Source organism: Gilliamella sp. Nev3-1 (assembly GCF_001690435.1).
Taxonomy (GTDB): domain Bacteria; phylum Pseudomonadota; class Gammaproteobacteria; order Enterobacterales; family Orbaceae; genus Gilliamella; species Gilliamella apicola_C.
The window spans coordinates 1-17100 of sequence record NZ_LZHN01000062.1 but is presented as its reverse complement, the minus strand read 5'-3'; the positions used below and the strand labels follow the sequence as shown (position 1 = coordinate 17100).

16 protein-coding genes, 2 pseudogenes and 1 riboswitch are annotated in these 17100 nt (G+C 35.8%); of the genes and pseudogenes, 16 read left to right on the top strand and 2 right to left on the bottom strand.

The features are described from left to right. Positions 1 to 1224 precede the first annotated feature (1224 nt). Positions 1225 to 2306: pseudogene (locus A9G40_RS09305) on the top strand (IS3 family transposase). 35 nt (positions 2307 to 2341) lie between these two features. Here the strand turns inward: A9G40_RS09305 and A9G40_RS09300 are convergent. Then, entirely contained in the window at positions 2342 to 2929 is a 588-nt protein-coding gene (locus A9G40_RS09300) for a nitroreductase family protein (protein WP_065581480.1), read from the bottom strand. Positions 2930 to 3174: 245 nt separating this feature from the next. Between A9G40_RS09300 and A9G40_RS09295 the strand changes: the two genes are divergently transcribed. From A9G40_RS09295 to thiD, 13 genes and pseudogenes are all read left to right on the top strand, one after another. After that, entirely contained in the window at positions 3175 to 4617 is a 1443-nt protein-coding gene (locus A9G40_RS09295; RefSeq protein WP_065581479.1) for an LTA synthase family protein, read from the top strand. A 9-nt stretch (positions 4618 to 4626) separates the two neighbouring features. Then, positions 4627 to 5249, top strand: a pseudogene (locus A9G40_RS09290) (LysE family transporter). 201 nt (positions 5250 to 5450) lie between these two features. Then, complete coding sequence (gene gutQ, locus A9G40_RS09285) at positions 5451 to 6413, top strand: arabinose-5-phosphate isomerase GutQ (protein ID WP_065581478.1); 963 nt, start codon at positions 5451 to 5453, stop codon at positions 6411 to 6413. 184 nt (positions 6414 to 6597) lie between these two features. Further along, on the top strand, positions 6598 to 7119 hold the full coding sequence (gene aroK / locus A9G40_RS09280; RefSeq protein ID WP_065580715.1) for a shikimate kinase AroK: 522 nt from the start codon (positions 6598 to 6600) through the stop codon (positions 7117 to 7119). A gap of 67 nt (positions 7120 to 7186) precedes the next feature. Continuing rightward, entirely contained in the window at positions 7187 to 7975 is a 789-nt protein-coding gene (locus A9G40_RS09275; protein ID WP_065581477.1) for an SPOR domain-containing protein, read from the top strand. A gap of 48 nt (positions 7976 to 8023) precedes the next feature. Continuing rightward, positions 8024 to 8845: a Dam family site-specific DNA-(adenine-N6)-methyltransferase gene (locus tag A9G40_RS09270; RefSeq protein ID WP_065581476.1), complete on the top strand. Its 822-nt coding sequence runs from the start codon at positions 8024 to 8026 to the stop codon at positions 8843 to 8845. Positions 8846 to 8884: 39 nt separating this feature from the next. Further along, the gene (gene rpe, locus A9G40_RS09265) at positions 8885 to 9562 is read left to right on the top strand and encodes a ribulose-phosphate 3-epimerase (protein ID WP_065581475.1); all 678 of its coding nucleotides are present in this window, start codon (positions 8885 to 8887) and stop codon (positions 9560 to 9562) included. Further along, a complete protein-coding gene (locus A9G40_RS09260; RefSeq protein ID WP_065581474.1) occupies positions 9555 to 10250 on the top strand; it encodes a phosphoglycolate phosphatase in 696 nt (231 codons plus the stop codon). The genes rpe and A9G40_RS09260 overlap by 8 nt, the downstream gene beginning before the upstream one ends. 23 nt (positions 10251 to 10273) lie before the next feature. Beyond that, on the top strand, positions 10274 to 11269 hold the full coding sequence (gene trpS, locus A9G40_RS09255; RefSeq protein WP_065581473.1) for a tryptophan--tRNA ligase: 996 nt from the start codon (positions 10274 to 10276) through the stop codon (positions 11267 to 11269). A gap of 108 nt (positions 11270 to 11377) precedes the next feature. After that, positions 11378 to 12739 (top strand): Trk system potassium transporter TrkA, encoded by a 1362-nt coding sequence (gene trkA, locus A9G40_RS09250; RefSeq protein WP_065581472.1) that lies wholly within the window; start codon positions 11378 to 11380, stop codon positions 12737 to 12739. Positions 12740 to 12778: 39 nt separating this feature from the next. Then, positions 12779 to 12880: riboswitch (TPP riboswitch) on the top strand. A 56-nt stretch (positions 12881 to 12936) separates the two neighbouring features. Then, the gene (gene thiM / locus A9G40_RS09245; protein WP_065581471.1) at positions 12937 to 13725 is read left to right on the top strand and encodes a hydroxyethylthiazole kinase; all 789 of its coding nucleotides are present in this window, start codon (positions 12937 to 12939) and stop codon (positions 13723 to 13725) included. Positions 13726 to 13733: 8 nt separating this feature from the next. Further along, a complete protein-coding gene (gene thiE, locus A9G40_RS09240) occupies positions 13734 to 14375 on the top strand; it encodes a thiamine phosphate synthase (protein WP_065581470.1) in 642 nt (213 codons plus the stop codon). A 10-nt stretch (positions 14376 to 14385) separates the two neighbouring features. Next, positions 14386 to 15180 (top strand): bifunctional hydroxymethylpyrimidine kinase/phosphomethylpyrimidine kinase, encoded by a 795-nt coding sequence (thiD, locus tag A9G40_RS09235; RefSeq protein ID WP_065581469.1) that lies wholly within the window; start codon positions 14386 to 14388, stop codon positions 15178 to 15180. 72 nt (positions 15181 to 15252) lie between these two features. On the opposite strand, the gene A9G40_RS09230 is transcribed toward thiD, so the two are convergent. Beyond that, positions 15253 to 15669, bottom strand: a complete 417-nt coding sequence (locus A9G40_RS09230; RefSeq protein ID WP_065581468.1) for an STY0301 family protein — start codon at positions 15667 to 15669, stop codon at positions 15253 to 15255. A gap of 616 nt (positions 15670 to 16285) precedes the next feature. Between A9G40_RS09230 and A9G40_RS09225 the strand changes: the two genes are divergently transcribed. Together A9G40_RS09225 and A9G40_RS09220 are read left to right on the top strand one after the other, a co-directional pair. Then, on the top strand, positions 16286 to 16543 hold the full coding sequence (locus A9G40_RS09225) for a transposase (RefSeq protein ID WP_065581369.1): 258 nt from the start codon (positions 16286 to 16288) through the stop codon (positions 16541 to 16543). After that, positions 16543 to 17100, top strand: a 558-nt coding sequence (locus A9G40_RS09220) for a DDE-type integrase/transposase/recombinase (protein ID WP_141675148.1), incomplete at its 3' end; no start/stop codon positions are given. The genes A9G40_RS09225 and A9G40_RS09220, both read left to right, overlap by 1 nt.

The window sequence follows — 17100 nt, the reverse complement described above, 5'->3', positions numbered from 1 at the left end:
TTATGTTGTTATTGGCATCGCAGCGAAAGCTAATGAACATCTCGATATTTTACGACAGTTAACAAAAGCTGTAATTGCTGAAGATACACTCGATCGCATTAAAACGATTAAAACCGCTGAAAATCTATTAGAAATACTACAAGGTAGTTGCTAAAAGATTTATTTTATTTCATGTCAAAATATCGTTTCAATACAATAAGGTTGAACTTGATTTTCATCCCCAAAACCGACAAATACTACCTCTATGATATAAATAAAAATCATAGAGGAACCTATTATGCTACAGCATTTAACACCATTTCCAACAACAGGTGGTGGAGTATACCTTATCTAAAGTTCCTCTCTCATTAGCTGAAAATAGCTAACTATTTGGGTGTTAGGTGCACGTTTAGTTGCGCTAAACTTGATGTATGATATAAGGAAAAAGTGCTATGATGTAGCAGAAAGAACGGCAAATCGAATATGATAAAAATTATTCAGAAAAACCATTGATTTTATTAAAGTTTTTATTTAGCGAAATAATAGTAAATAATAACGTTACTCCTTTTGCGACAAGGTTATCTTATGATGCACTGCCCCATACATAAAATAGACTGCTTAATCCTGATAAACCCTATCAAATCGGAGGTAACTGATATCACTTTATCAAACTCAGCCAAGGTGGGTTATGCCTTGTCGTAATGATTGATTTATTGGATTGAAAAGTGATTGGTCGGCAAATAAGTTCATAGCGGTAACGATTATAGTGTAGTCCTGCTGATATAGCAAAAACAGCCTTTGGGTAGACTAAAAAGTTATTGTGTTTTTTATAATAATTGTTCAGAAAAAGTATTGATTTTATTTGATTTTTTAAGTGGTGTAAAATGATAGAGTAAAAAGGGCAATCCTTGCTGTTTTAATGCAAGGATTTGATATAAGCACGGTTGTTTATTTGTCGTCAATTATTCTATTTTAAGGTAGCCTGCGTCTAGGTTTTTCTGGCTCTGGCGTGGTTAATTTCCATGATATTAATAATCCCAATTGTCCAAGAAAATAATTGATATTATCAAGTTCATTCTCGGGAACCTGCTATAACCACAATTTATCGCTTAATTTTTCAAGCGTACCATGGCTTGTATTACTTAATATCCAATCTTTCAGCGTGGTGTTCTTGTAACTATCCCCTAAAATAGTACAGCAAAAAAGTAGAAAATTCTCTATGATAAAAGTAAAAGAGATTCAATTATGAAAAAAATGACTGAACATCAAATCGTCGCTATTTTGAAAGAAGCTGAAGCGGGTATTCCCGTTAAAGAACTGTGCCGTAAATATGGCATGGGTAATTCAACTTTCTATAAATGGCGAGAAAAATACGGCGGAATGGAAACATCGGATATTAAACGCTTAAAAGAGCTAGAAGCGGAAAACCGCAAGCTTAAGCAGATGTTTGCCGAACTGAGCTTAAAATCTCAGCTTCAGGAAGATATCATAAAAAAGCTTTAGTGCCAACAGGGGCACGTAAAACGTGGGCACAGCAACTACAACAAAATCATTCAGTTACTATTGCTATGAGTTGTGCCATTGTTGGTTTAAGCCGTTGTGCTTACTATTATCAAGCTAAGTTACAGGATGATTCGGTGATTGTTTCGGTGTTGAATGCTATCACAGACCGGCATTTACGCTGGGGCTTTCCTAAATGTTTTAATCGTATCAGAAAGCTCGGCTATCAATGGAATCATAAACGGGTATATCGGGTGTATTGTGAATTAAAGCTTAATCTCAGGGTAAAGCGTAAAAAACGCATTCCTCCACGATGCCCGGAAAGGTTATTAGTCCCCAATAAACAAGGTGAATGTTGGTCAATGGATTTTATGAGTGACAGTAGTCGTAATCAACGTCGCTTTAGGACATTCAATGTTATCGATGACTTTAATCGTAAGGCGTTAGGTATTGATATTGCAGTAAGCTTACTGGCAGGAAGGATTACCCGTTACTTAGATAAACTGGCCGAATATCATGGTTATCCATTAAAAATACGGGTCGATAATGGGCCAGAATTTACAGGAAAAACCTTTATAAACTGGGCTAAATCACATGATATAACCATTGATTATATCCAGCCCGGTAGCCCATATCAAAATGGCTATATTGAACGATTTAATCGTACCTATCGCACTGAGGTACTCGATTTATATCTTTTTAACAACTTAGCTCAAGCAAGGAGAATAACCGAAGAATGGTTAACGATTTATAATACCGAAAGACCGCATGAGGCATTAAATAACATGACACCGATTGAATACAAAACACTAAAACAAGCAGCTTAATTTTCTACGTGAGTTGTGTACTAAGTTTGGGGTATTTACACTTGAATTATGGCATCTGACTTGATGGAATGAATATAACGAGCATTTAATTTCAATGCTGCCGCAGCTAAATAAGCATTCTGACTCATTGCGCCAACAGCAGTATAATTAAAGTGAGTACTTTCTTCGGGATTTATATCAGCCAATACATTAGCATCTGACACAAAAATTAATGAATAGGCGGCTCGCTTAGTAAAATTTTGCAAACCAATGTCGGCGCGAATATCTTTATTATTAATTTCTCTTAAATAATGACCTTCCCACTCATATAAAAAAGTGCCTTTTTCACCAGCAATATAAATTCGTACATAAGGTGGCTTACCTTTAACCATTGGTACTGTCCATCCTGTTTTACCTCGGTTCAACCCACTTGCTGCCCAAAGCACTTGTGAAAGTTCCTCATCAGAAATCTTACCAGTAGGAAACCCGCCACCAGATGTTGAAGCACGTTTTTTTAAGCTTTCAAATAAGCTCATTCCATCTTTTATTTGTGGCTTAGGTAATGAAATATCGGCATAACATAACGCGAAAGGAATCAACGATGATAATAGAATTAAAGCTAATTTTCGTACATAACACGACATAGTAATACCTAATTATTTGACATTATTGGCGATATCTTATTGCTAACGGTTTCAATTATCAACATCAAATGCTAATAATTATCATTTGATATATGAAAAGTCTGCTTTTGCCATTAGCACTTTTCAAGTTAGGCTATGAAGATAATGTGATAAATTAAACAGCATTAAGCGATATTTTTATTTTTTTATGTATTGAGTATATACTTTAGCAAAATTGATTTTTGAGAAATTGAGTAACAAATCTTATGCCATTATCGACATTCATTGTTTTACCTCTTTTTATTATCACAATTGTTTTTGCCTCGCTCTTTAAAAAGAAAAAATGGCAATTTTTAAACGTAACTTTATTAACGATTTTTATTGTAATGGAGCTAACTTCTATCTACTTTAGTGGTGGATTTATTGATTATCAGTTTTATGTGAATTTAAATATAAATGATATTATAGAAGGGCTATTTATTTTTAAATTGCAAGCCGTTCTGGTCATTGTAGTCTTTTTTTCTTTCATTTTTTTACTATTAAAACTCGCTAATTGGTGTAAAGGAAAATACCGATTATTGCCTCGCATATTACTCGCTGTTATCGCTATATTTTCAATTAGTTACCACAATGGACCATTAAGCCGGTTATATGAAATATATCAGGTTACTAGTGCTCCGCGCGAACCATTTGAGCAAGCATTGCAATCACTCAATATGACTAATTACATCAATAAAAACCAGCTTGTTAGCCAACAAGGTAAAAATATTATTGTGTTATCATTAGAATCGTTTGAACAAGGTTTTCTCGACTTTGAAGATATTACACCTAATTTACGACATCTTTGCCAAGATTATACTTTTTTTGCCAATATGCCAATGAGCACTGGAAGCACTTGGACGACTGCTTCCATGTATACTTATATGACCGGCATGCCATTTTTAATTGGCGGTTACACAACATCCCCATTAATGCGTGCAAACCAAACAAACTTAGTTAGTTTGGGTGATGTGCTAAAACAAGCTGGGTATCAAACCCGTTATGTGATGCCTAGTCCTGATTTTGCTGGTATTGGGCATACTGCTGAGCTTTTGGGTATGCAAGTCATTTCGGAAAAAAATTACGTTGGGCAATACCCAACAGCACCATTTGGATTATATGACAAAGATATTTTTGATGTTGCGCAAAAACAGATTACGCAAATGCGTCAAAATAACCAACCATTTGCCTTATTTGTATCAACCGTTTCAACTCATGCTCCAAATGGTTTTGATGACGAAAGAATGAAATCAATTATTTCACCCAAACCAGATAATATGTCTTTTGTTGCTGCTTCATTAGATCATAATTTAGGGTTATTTATTCAACAATTAAAAGATGAAGGGGTATTAGAAAACACTGTATTTTATATTTTCCCAGATCATTTAATGATGGGATCTGGCACGCCAACCATTAATCGCCTTTCACAAAAAGAGCGCAAGCTTTATCTATTAACTAACGCAAGTATACAAGATCTACAAAAAACACCCGATCAAACCATTTACCAAATTGATTTGCCTCGTTTAATTTTAAATGGGGCACAAGTTGCAAGTAATGGCAAATTTCTAACTGACTATTTATCTGCCCCTAATTTTGATAAAAAACAGTTTATTGAAAAAAATAAAGCCAATATCGCAACGATCAATAATTCAGCACAGGTATTTAAATAGGTACCGAAAATGGAGTTGGATACATTGCTTTTAGTTGGCTCGACCTGTTTTTTGGGGATGATTCCGTCTGGACCTGATTTCTTTTTAGTGTTAAAAACAGTTTAAATTATCGCCGAAAAACAGCATTATTTACTTGTTTAGATGTGATCACTGCTATTTTGATTCATATGAGCTATTGCGTTGCTGGTCTTGCGGTGTTGATTGGCACCATTCCATTGCTCTATAACACGCTATGCTATGCCAGTGCCGCTTTCCTTATATGGCTTGGCTTTAAAGCATTATTTGCCTCTAATGCGACCACTTGCTTAGTTGGCAAACAACCAATTAAGCAGCTAATTTCAACAAAATTGGCTTTTACGCAAGGTTTTTTATGTAATTTACTTAACCCTAAAGCAACGTTATTTTTTCTAGCAATTTTTACGCAAATGCTTGATGCTGAATCATCAACGATTGGTAAACTTATCATTGCATTTATCATTTGGATTGAAGCCTTTTTTTGGTGGCCTTTTGTGGTGTTTGTTTTTCAAAATCAAACAATACAACGGCGTTATTTTAAAATTCAAACTATTTTCGATAAATTATTAGGTACCATTTTAACTACATTAGGCGTAAAAGTTGCTTTCGGACTTTAAGTTACTCTAATGTTGTGAACTCATATTTACTTTCAAGCACCTGTTTACCTGAAAAGTTTTGATAAAAAGACTTTCTTTTTTTGAATATTCGATCGTTAATTGTTAAACTGATAATAGTTTAGCTTTTATAATCGATTACTTTTATTTACCGATTATACATTCACTGGACACTGATTTTTTTATTCGACAGGCTAATTGAAAATGGATAAATTATTACAATATGGTCGAGAAGTTCTTGAACTAGAGTTACAAGAAGCGGAAAAGTTACCTAATCGGCTTGGCAAAGATTTTATTAATGCATGCCAACTTATCTTAACCACCAAAGGTAAGGTTGTTGTTTCAGGTATTGGGAAATCAGGACATATTGGGAAAAAAATTGCTGCATCGTTAGCAAGCACGGGCAGCCCCGCTTTTTTTATGCATCCTTCGGAAGCATTGCATGGCGATTTAGGCATGGTAACAGCCAATGATGTGGCTATTTTAATTTCTTATTCCGGACGGGCAAAAGAATTTAATATTATTCTGCCGATCCTCGCTACAATGAATGTACCCGTAATTGCAATTACGGGCGGAGTTGATTCGCCATTGGCTAAATCAGCTCAAGCTATTTTAAATATCTCGATAGAAAAAGAAGCATGCCCAATGGGATTAGCGCCAACATCAAGTTCAACCAACACATTATTGATGGGTGATGCGCTAGCGATTGCTGTAATGCGAGCTCGAGGCTTTAGAGAAGAAGATTTTGCTCGCTCCCACCCAGCAGGTAGTTTAGGTGCTAAATTACTTAATCATGTCAGAGATGTGATGCGAACAGGCGATCGAATACCTAAAGTTCCACAAACAGCAACGGTTCTTGATGCTATGCTAGAATTAAGTCGAACAGGTGTAGGTTTAGTTGCAATCTGTCAGAATAATAATAAAATAATTGGAGTATTTACCGATGGCGATTTACGTCGGTTATTATTGAAAAATGGTACATTACAAGATAGTATTTTGGATGTTATGACCAGCCCAGGATACCTTATCCCTGATAATTGGAAAGCGGTTGAAGCATTAAAATCCTTTAATGATCACAATATTACCGCTGCACCAGTCGTTAACAATGAGGGTGAATTAGTCGGTGCTTTAAATATTCATGATTTGCATCAAGCTGGTATTAGCTAAAACTATTAATAAATACCTATTGCCAAAAGGTGCTATCTATTGAGATAATTACCGACCTAAATTTTTGTCGTTAGACGGAGATCAAAGGAAAAGTTACACAATTGAATTTTGTATGATTTTTAATCAACTAAAATTGATGTTGTGTTGTATATTTTAACCAAAATTAATAGATGATGAAACTACAATGGCAGAAAAGCGAAATATCTTTCTAATTGGCCCTATGGGGGCAGGAAAAAGCACAATAGGCCGACAAATTGCGCAACAGTTAGGCATGGATTTTTTTGACTCAGATCAAGAGATTGAGAAACGTACTGGAGCCGATATTGCATGGATTTTTGACCTAGAAGGAGAAGAGGGATTCCGTGCCAGAGAAGAAAAAGTCATTAACGAATTGACTGAAAAACAAGGCGTAGTTCTGGCAACTGGTGGTGGTTCTGTCTTATCAAAAGAGACACGCAACCGATTGTCAGCACGTGGAATTGTTGTTTATCTTGAAACAACCATTGAAAAGCAAATGGCAAGAACACAAAAAGATAAACGCCGTCCATTACTGCAAGGTGGTAACACACCTCGTGAGCTTTATGAAGAACTTGCAGGTGAACGTGAACCTCTTTACAAAGAAATTGCCGATATTACCATTAAAACTGATGAACAAAGTGCCAAAGGTGTTGCCAGTTATATTATTGATAAAATAGAACAGATTTAAGCAACTTATTTTGGATGTAATAGCTATTAATGAAGTAATAAACCTTTTTATAGGTTAAGGAGTAAGTATGCGTGTAGATAAAGATGACCGTTATATTTTAGAGCAACCGAGTAAGGACTCTACGCCTTCATTAAAGTTGCTAAACCTTCTTCAAAATTTTCCAAAGAAAAAATTAGTTATCTTCGGTTCGGTAGCCATTATTTTTCTATTATTGCTTGGCTTGATTATTTTTTACTCTTCTCGCAAAAATGAAGTAACAGCATTAACATCACCTACCGTTAATGATGTTACGACAACAGAAGAAACTAACAGTTTGATTTCAAATGGGCAAAGTGGCGCAGTTGTTAATGGATCTCAAACTGAAAGTTCTGATAATACAGATGATAGTTTAAGCTCAATAGATAATCTAAATTCTGAGGTTAAGGGACACTCTAATACTATTACAACACAAAATAGAAGAACTAACGCTAGTATTTCTAATAATATAAATATTTCACAATCAACTAATACTAAGAAAAATAATAATGATCATGATAAGAAAACAGTTAATCGTAAAGAAGAAAAAGCTGATTTAGGAAAAAAAATTAAAATAAGTAATGATCATTATGTTATTCAGCTAAGTGCATCCAAATCAGTTGAGGGGTTGAAAAAATTTATTAAACAAAACAATATAACTAATTACCATATATATAAAACTGAATATAGTTCAGGAACGTGGTTTATTTTAGTAAAAGGTGATTATTCATCAGCTAATGAAGCACGTAAAGCTATTAAATCTTTACCATCAGCACTCTTAAAAGATAAACCATGGGTTAAATCGGGTGCGGTTGTTAATAAAGAAAAAATAGAAAAATAATAAGTAATATCGTTTATTTATCCAATCAACGACAAATAGGAGTATCCGTTGAAGAAGCAACGAGCCTTTTTAAAATGGGCTGGAGGAAAGTATGAGCTTGTGGACACAATCAAACGGTATCTTCCAGAAGGCGATCTATTGATTGAGCCTTTTGTCGGAGCTGGTTCTGTGTTTTTAAATACAAACTACGAAAACTATATTTTAGCGGATATCAATCAAGACTTAATTTCACTATATACCTTGTTACAATCAACTCCAGATCAATTTATTCGTGATCTCAGATTGCTTTTTACTACTCAAAATAATCAACCTGATGCGTTTTATCAGCTTAGAGATGTATTTAATCATAGTAAAGATCGATATTTTAGATCATTATTATTTGTTTATTTAAACCGACATTGTTATAACGGCCTATGTCGTTATAACAATAGTGGATTATTTAATGTGCCATTTGGGCGTTATAAAACCATTTATTTTCCTGAAAAAGAACTTTATTTTTTTGCAGAAAAAGCACAAAAAGCGAAATTTATTTGCGCACCTTATCATGAGGTCATGAAGAAGGCAGAAAGAAATTCGGTTATTTATTGTGATCCGCCCTACATACCCCCAAATCAATCAGTAGGGTTTACAGCTTATTATTCAAATATTTTTGGATTTGAAGAACATAAAAACTTGTCGAAATTGGCTGAAACTATAGCATATAAAAAGAATATACCCGTGCTAGTATCTAATCATTATACTGATTACACAATGACTCTTTATAGCAAAGCAAGCGAGCTTTATCGCGCAGAAATGCGTCGTTCAATTAGCTGTGCAGGTGAGGGTCGTAAAAAAATTGATGAGATTTTAGCTCTCTATAAAAAGTCATAATCAGGCTTGAATATAAAATGGGTTATCATGAGGTAGGTTATGAAAAAATTTATTATTGCTCCATCAATATTGTCAGCTGATTTTGCGCGCCTTGGTGAAGATGCGCAAAAGGTCATTGACGCCGGAGCCGATGTTATCCATTTTGATGTTATGGATAACCATTTTGTACCTAATCTAACAATGGGGGCGATGTTTTGTAAAGCACTGCGAGATTATGGCATTAGCGTACCTATTGATGTGCATTTGATGGTATCCCCTGTTGAAGAGCTAATAGCCTCATTTGCTAAAGCTGGTGCTACTAATATCTCTATTCATCCAGAAGCGACGATTCATTTAGATCGCTCATTACAATTAATTAAAGATCATGGTTGCACGGCAGGTATTGTATTAAATCCAGCCACTCCGCTGGATTATTTAGATTATGTCATGGACAAAATTGATATTATTTTGTTGATGAGCGTTAATCCTGGCTTTGGGGGGCAATCTTTTATTCCCGCAACCTTGAAAAAATTACACCAAGTTAAACAACGTATAATTGCATCAGGATTAAATATTCGTTTAGAAATTGACGGTGGGGTAAAAGTAGAAAATATTGCTGAAATAGCTAAAGCAGGTGCAGATATGTTTGTTGCTGGCTCCGCCATATTTAGCCAGCCTGATTATAAAACCGTCATTGATGCCATGCGTAAAGAGTTAGCAGGAGTGATACATGAATAAACTAAAAGATATTCAAGCAATCGCATTTGATTTAGATGGTACATTGGTTGATAGTGTGCCGGGACTGGCACTGGCTACACAAAATATGTTGGCAGAGTTGAATTTACCAACGATCAGCAATGAGCAGATCAAAAATTTCGTTGGTAATGGCATTGATATCATGCTAGAACGCGTTTTTAAAGCCATTACTATTGAGCCATCAAAAGAACAATTTGCCAAAGCCAAGATATTATTTAACCAACATTATGATAAAGTTATTGATGTCGAAACTAGGCTGTTTCCGAATGTTAAAGAAACTTTAAAAGTGCTTTATGATAATCATTATCCACTTGCATTAGTGACCAATAAGCCAGCCCAATTTTTACCTGCATTACTAGCGTCACTAGGCATAAAAGAGTTCTTTTCGCTAGTACTTGGCGGTGGCGATGTGATCAAATTAAAACCACACCCAGCTCCTTTGTATCAAGTAATGGCGAAATTTGGATTGTTTAGCGATCAGTTACTTTTTGTTGGTGATTCGAAAAACGATATCACTGCTGCGCAAAATGCTAACTGCCCAACTGTTGCCTTAAGCTATGGCTATAACTATGGCGTTTCAATTGCTACTAGTAATCCCGATTTTTTATTTGACGATTTTAAAGATATATTAACAATTCTACCTCAGCCAAAAGCTGATGCAAAAAAATAATGAGTATAAATTAGGAAGAAATTATGAGTAAACCGATTGTATTTAGTGGCGCTCAGCCATCAGGGGAACTAACACTTGGCAACTACTTAGGTGCTTTAAAAAATTGGGTGTCTTTGCAAAACGAATATGATTGCGTTTATTGTATTGTTAATCAGCATGCAATTACCGTACGTCAAGATCCAAACAAATTACGTAAAGCCACATTAGATACACTAGCCCTTTATTTAGCTTGTGGTATTGATCCGCAAAAAAGCACTATTTTTGTACAATCGCATGTGCCTGCACATGCAGAGTTAGGCTGGGCTTTAAATTGCTACACCTATTTTGGTGAGCTTAGCCGTATGACGCAATTTAAAGATAAGTCATCACGCCATTCAGAGAATATCAATGCAGGGCTATTTGATTATCCTGTACTTATGGCTGCTGATATTTTACTCTATCAAGCAAACTTAGTTCCTGTTGGTGATGATCAAAAACAGCATCTTGAATTATCGCGTGATATTGCTATGCGTTTTAATGCGCTTTATGGTGATATTTTTACTGTTCCCGAGCCGTTCATTGCCAGGGTTGGTGCGCGCGTTATGTCATTGCAAGAGCCGACTAAGAAAATGTCCAAATCAGATGAAAACCGTAATAATGTGATTGGTTTACTCGAAAATCCAAAAGATATTGAGAAGAAAATCAAACGTGCAATGACTGATTCTGATGAGCCACCAGTAGTACGCTATGATGTTAAAAATAAAGTTGGTGTTTCAAATCTACTTGATATTTTAACTGGTGTGACAGGTAAGCCTATTGCCGAGCTTGAAAAAGAGTTTGAAGGTAAAATGTATGGTCACCTCAAAACAGAAGTTGCAACGCAAGTCATTGATATGTTAACTACCTTGCAAGCTAAATATCATGAGTATCGTGACGATGAACATTATCTATTTTCAATCATGCAAGATGGAGCTGAAAAAGCACGTTCAAAAGCCGAGCCAACGTTGAAAAAAGTCTATGATGCAATCGGGTTTGTATAATTGCAAAATCAATAACAGATTGCGACTAAAAAATGAATGATATGCAATGGCTTTAATATACTAAGTAAATGGATAATGGTTAAAGCCATCTAAATATATAGGCTAGTTATGAAGATTATTATTCTTGGTGCAGGACAAACAGGTAGTGCACTTGCGGAATATCTTGTTACCGAAAAACAAAACGATATTACTGTGGTGGATGAAGATCATGATAGATTGCAATCGCTACAAGAGCGTTTTGATTTACAGGTAATTTGTGGAAAATCATCCTATCCTCAGGTATTAGAAAGTGCTGGCGCTGAATCGGCCGATATGCTTGTTGCTGTAACTAACTCTGATGAAGTCAATATGATGGCCTGCCAAATTGGTCATGTCTTATTTAGTATTCCACAAAAAGTGGCTCGCATTAGAGCGCCTGAATATAATGATGAAAATTATCCTTTTTTCAATAAAGACTGTATTAATATCGATCATATCATTGCCCCAGAAAATCTTATCACCAATCATATAAGTCAATTAGTTCAATACCCTGGCTCATTGCAATTTGCTTCTTTTTATGATAACCGAGTGTGTCTAGTGGCGGTAACGGCTTATTATGGCGGTGCTTTAGTTGGCAGTGAATTATCCGAGCTCAAAGAACATTTACCTCATGTTGAAGCGCGAGTGGTTGCTATTTATCGTAAAAACCGCTTTATTCGTCCGCTTGGCTCAACCTTGGTTGAAGCGGGAGATATGGTGTATTTTATTACGCCACCAGTTAATATCAAAGCTGTAACCAGCGAACTACAACGATTAGAAAAACCTTATAAGCGAATCATTATTAGTGGTGGTGGTAGTGTTGCTGTCGCTTTAGCAAAGCGTTTGGAAAATGATTACCAAGTCAAGTTAATTGAACGCAATGCTGAGCGAGCCGAACTCATTGCCGAGCAACTGGTTAATACCACAGTGTTGCATGGTGAGTCATCTGATCAAGAATTACTTTCACAAGAGCAAGTTGAGCTTACCGATCTTTTTATTGCAGTCACAGGTGACGATGAATCCAATATCATGTCATCTATGCTTGCCAAAAGAATGGGCGCAAAAAAAGTGATCGTACTAATTCAACGCCAAGCCTACCTTGAATTGATTAATGATAGTGTGATTGATATCGCAATATCGCCACAACATGCCACCATTTCAGAACTATTAAGTCATGTAAGACAAACTGGTATGGTTAAAGTCGTTTCGCTAAGGCAAGGCGAATCTGAAATTATCGAAGTGGTTGCCAAAGGCAATAATGATACATCAAAACTGGTGGGCAAAAATATTAATGGCTTAAAACTGCCTTCAGGTGCAACAATTGGAGCTGTTGTTCGTGGTGAAGATGTGATTATTATTAATACTGATTTGATGATAGAAGATAATGATCATCTAATCATCTTTTTGCCAGACAGAAAGGCAATAACAGATATTGAAAAGTTATTACAATAGTTTGTTAAAAACTGATAGTCAGTTCATAATGGATGAACAAATTTTGACTCGGGGTGTTTTTTGTTTTGACAAAAAACTGAGATTTTACCCGTTGAACCTGATCTGGGTTATGCCAGCGTAGGGAAGTCTAAGCCATCTTAGCTTTAATTTGGCAAATTCTTCCCAATATTTTAGTTCTAAAATAACAGGGAATAAATATGTTAGAAAACAAACCATTTCAATTAGTACAAGCAACTCCTTTTATCTATCATGTAAAACAACAAAACCCATTAGTGCATTGTATTACAAATGATGTGGTGCAAAATTTTACCGCAAATGTGTTACTCGCTATTGGTGCATCACCAGCAATGGTTATTGCCAAGCAAGAGGTGGAGTCATTTATCACCATTGCGGATAGTTTATTGATTAATATTGGCACCATTCACAGTAGCACAGCCAAAAGTATGTTGTTAGCAACAATCCAAGCTTTGCAAACACAAACTCCATGGGTGCTTGATCCTGTCGCTGTGGGGGGGGCGCTTAATTATCGAACTGAAATTGTATGTCAATTACTATCATTAAAGCCAACAGTCATACGCGGTAATGCATCAGAAATATTAGTACTAAATGGTGAAAATGGATCATCGAAAGGACCTGATGGTCAAAACTCAACGACATCTGCTGTACATGCAGCCAAAGCACTTGCACAAAAATATCAAACGATTGTTGCAATGACGGGGGATATTGATTATATCACTAATGGCAACATCTTATATAGCATCACTGGTGGCGATATTGCTTTAACAAAAGTAACAGGAACAGGCTGTGCACTATCTGCTATGGTAGCTGCTTTTATTGCCAATTCATCAGATCCTTTATCAGCTACCGCCTCAGCTTGTTTTATGATGAAAAAAGCAGGTCAACTTGCCAATAAACAGCAAGGATTAGGTACCTTTGCGGTATCACTACTAGATCAACTATCTCTGTTTAATTCATTGCATCAATAAGGAACAAGATGAAAAAGCAATTAGATTTAACTCTTTATTTAGTCCTTGATCCATTATTATGTGGTGGTATTAGTGGCATGGTAAATACCACAAAAATTGCTGTTTCTAATGGGGCAACTGCAGTACAGTTAAGATCTGAACATAAGTTTAGCGGTAAAGATTGGTATTATGCCGCATTAGCATTGAAAGAAGCGCTGAATGAAACACCCGTACCACTGTTTATTAATGATCATGTCGATATTGCTTTAGCGGTTGACGCCGATGGTGTACATATTGGACAAAGTGATCTTCCTGTTGATGTTACTCGTCAATTAATTGGTAGAGATAAATGGTTAGGGTTTTCGATCGCTAATCGACGTCAACTTGATAGCGTTCCATGGCATAAGGTCGATTATATTGGTATTGGTCCTATCTTTCCAACCGCAACGAAAAAAGATGCAGCAGTAGCACTGGGAACCGAACAATTAATTGAACTAATAGAACTAAAGCAATGTCCTGCTGTAGCTATTGGCGGTATTGATGAAAATAATGTGACTAACGTTATTCAAACAGGTATCGACGGCGTTGCTGTGGTTTCAGCTATTTGTGGTAAACAAGATATTGAGCAAGCGACGTTATCGCTCATTACTCAAATCAGGAAGGCTAAATAGGGCATACATTATGACAACAATTGCATTAACCATTGCTGGGTCAGATCCCAGCGGTGGCGCAGGAATTCAAGCCGATTTAAAAACTTTTTCGGCACTCGGGGCTTATGGCATGTCAGTTATCACTGCATTAACGGCACAAAGCACACGAGGGGTTGATGCGGTATTAGCCATTACCCCTGAATTTGTTGCAGCTCAATTCAATACGCTATATCAAGATATTCAAATTAATAGTGTAAAAATGGGAATGCTAATGAATAAAGAGATAGTCATAGCAGTTCACCATCTTCTTATCACAAATGCTATTCCTGCTATCGTCTTAGATACTGTAATGATAGCTAAAGGAGGACATCCCCTGCTCAAATCTGATGCCATAACTGCTATTCGTGAGTTATTATTACCCTTAGCAACCATTGTTACTCCTAATATTCCTGAAGCAGCAGCACTACTTGATTGTGGTGAGGCCAAAAACGAAGATGATATGCAAAAGCAAGGGGATGAATTACTCAAATTGGGTTGCAAAGCGGTTTTAATGAAAGGCGGGCATTTGTCAGGTAGTCAAAGCCCTGATTATTTGATAACCCAAGATAATGTAATAAGAATAACTTCTCCACGAATTCAAACTAAAAATACTCACGGAACAGGTTGCACACTATCTGCAGCAATTGCCGCATTATTACCCAAATATAATTTAGTAGAAGCTGTAATGCAGGCTAAAAATTATTTGCAAGGAGCCATTAGCCATGCTGATAATTTAAATATTGGTAACGGAATTGGCCCAACACACCATTTTTACCGTTGGTGGTGACAGCACAATAAATAGTCTAAAAGGGATTTAAGTTGTCAGCTATTACATATAACAACAAATCCCATATTTCAACTAATGCAAATCTTTTGCTTCACTTGTGCTACAGGTAAGTGTTCCTTTTTTTCCTTGTTCATCTTCAAAATAATCAGCCCAACAACTTTTCATTGATAAATCAATTTTTTTTATTAGCTCAATTCTACTGCCATTATAAGAGCAACTAACATAATAAGGTTCAACATCAGCTTTAAAATCGACTTCCCATATTAACTCATGTTTCTTACCTTCAACCCATCCTTTTGCTGGTTTTAAACTGACCTTTCTAGAAGGCTTACCGTGATAAACAATCATGCTACTAAACGATATAGTTAAACTATTTATATCATCAGAAACCTCCCACCCATTAGGCCTGTTTTCAACTTCTTCTTTAGCCTTGATGTTTTGTGGGCAATCAATTTGATAGGCATTAACAAAAAAACTGCACCAAACCAAGCCATAATAGCTAGAGTAACACTCAATATTTTCCTTTTCATATTATCTATCCTTCTAACAATTACCTATTAATAAAAAGATAAAAGTATTCTAAGATTTCAAAAAATCATGCTAATATCTTAAATAAAAACAATTATAATTATTTATAAGTCATTAAGCTATTTTCACCATGTTATCTAAATTAAACGAGTTTTTTATTATTTCTGTTTTGGAGTAAGTTTTTAGCAAGATAGCATAACGGAGATATCGCCAAAAAAGCTCTATACCATAAAATAAGACTCATCACTATCATACAAAACTCAAACTAAAAATATCCACGATACGGATTGCACACACTTTACCAAAATTGCAGTATTATTTCCCCAATGTAGCAATCTAGAAGAAGCCATAAAACATTTGCAAGGGGGCAATTAATTTAACCATTGGCAAACGTATTGAGCCTACACATTATTTTTATCAATGATGGTAATAAATAAATGATTAGCATTAAGTTGATTTAAGACGTTTTATATAATTCTATGAAAAGTATTATTAGAACATTAATGTAACTATCCCCTAAAATAGTACAGCAAAAAAGTAGAAAATTCTCTATGATACAAGTAAAGGGGATTTAATTATGAAAAAAATGACTGAACATCAAATCATCGCTATTTTAAAAGAAGCTGAAGCGGGTATTCCCGTTAAAGAACTGTGCCGTAAATATGGCATGGGTAATTCAACTTTCTATAAATGGCGAGAAAAATACAGCGGAATGGAAACGTCGGATATCAAACGCTTAAAGGAGCTGGAGGCTGAAAACCGCAAGCTTAAACAGATGTTTGCCGAACTGAGCTTAAGATCCCAGCTTCAGGAAGAAATCATAAAAAAGCTTTAGTGCCCACCAAGGCACGTAAAATGTGGGCACAGCAACTACAACAAAATCATTCGGTTACTATTGCAATGAGTTGTGCCATTGTTGGTTTAAGCCGTTGTGCTTACTATTATCAAGCTAAGTTACAGGATGATTCGGCGATTGTTTCGGTGTTGAATGCTATCACAGACCGGCATTTACGTTGGGGCTTTCCTAAATGTTTTAATCGTATCAGAAAGCTCGGCTATCAATGGAATCATAAACGGGTATATCGGGTGTATTGTGAATTAAAGCTTAATCTCAGGGTAAAGCGTAAAAAACGCATTCCTCCACGATGCCCAGAAAGATTATTAGTCCCCAATAAACAAAGTGACTGTTGGTCAATGGATTTTATGAGTGACAGTAGCCGTAATCAACGTCGCTTTAGAACATTCAATGTCATCGATGACTTTAATCGTGAGGCGTTAGGTATTGATATTGCAGTAAGCTTACCAGCAGGAAGGATTACCCGTTACTTAGATAAACTGGCCGAATATCATGGGTATCCATTAAAAATACGGGTCGATAATGGGCCAGAATTT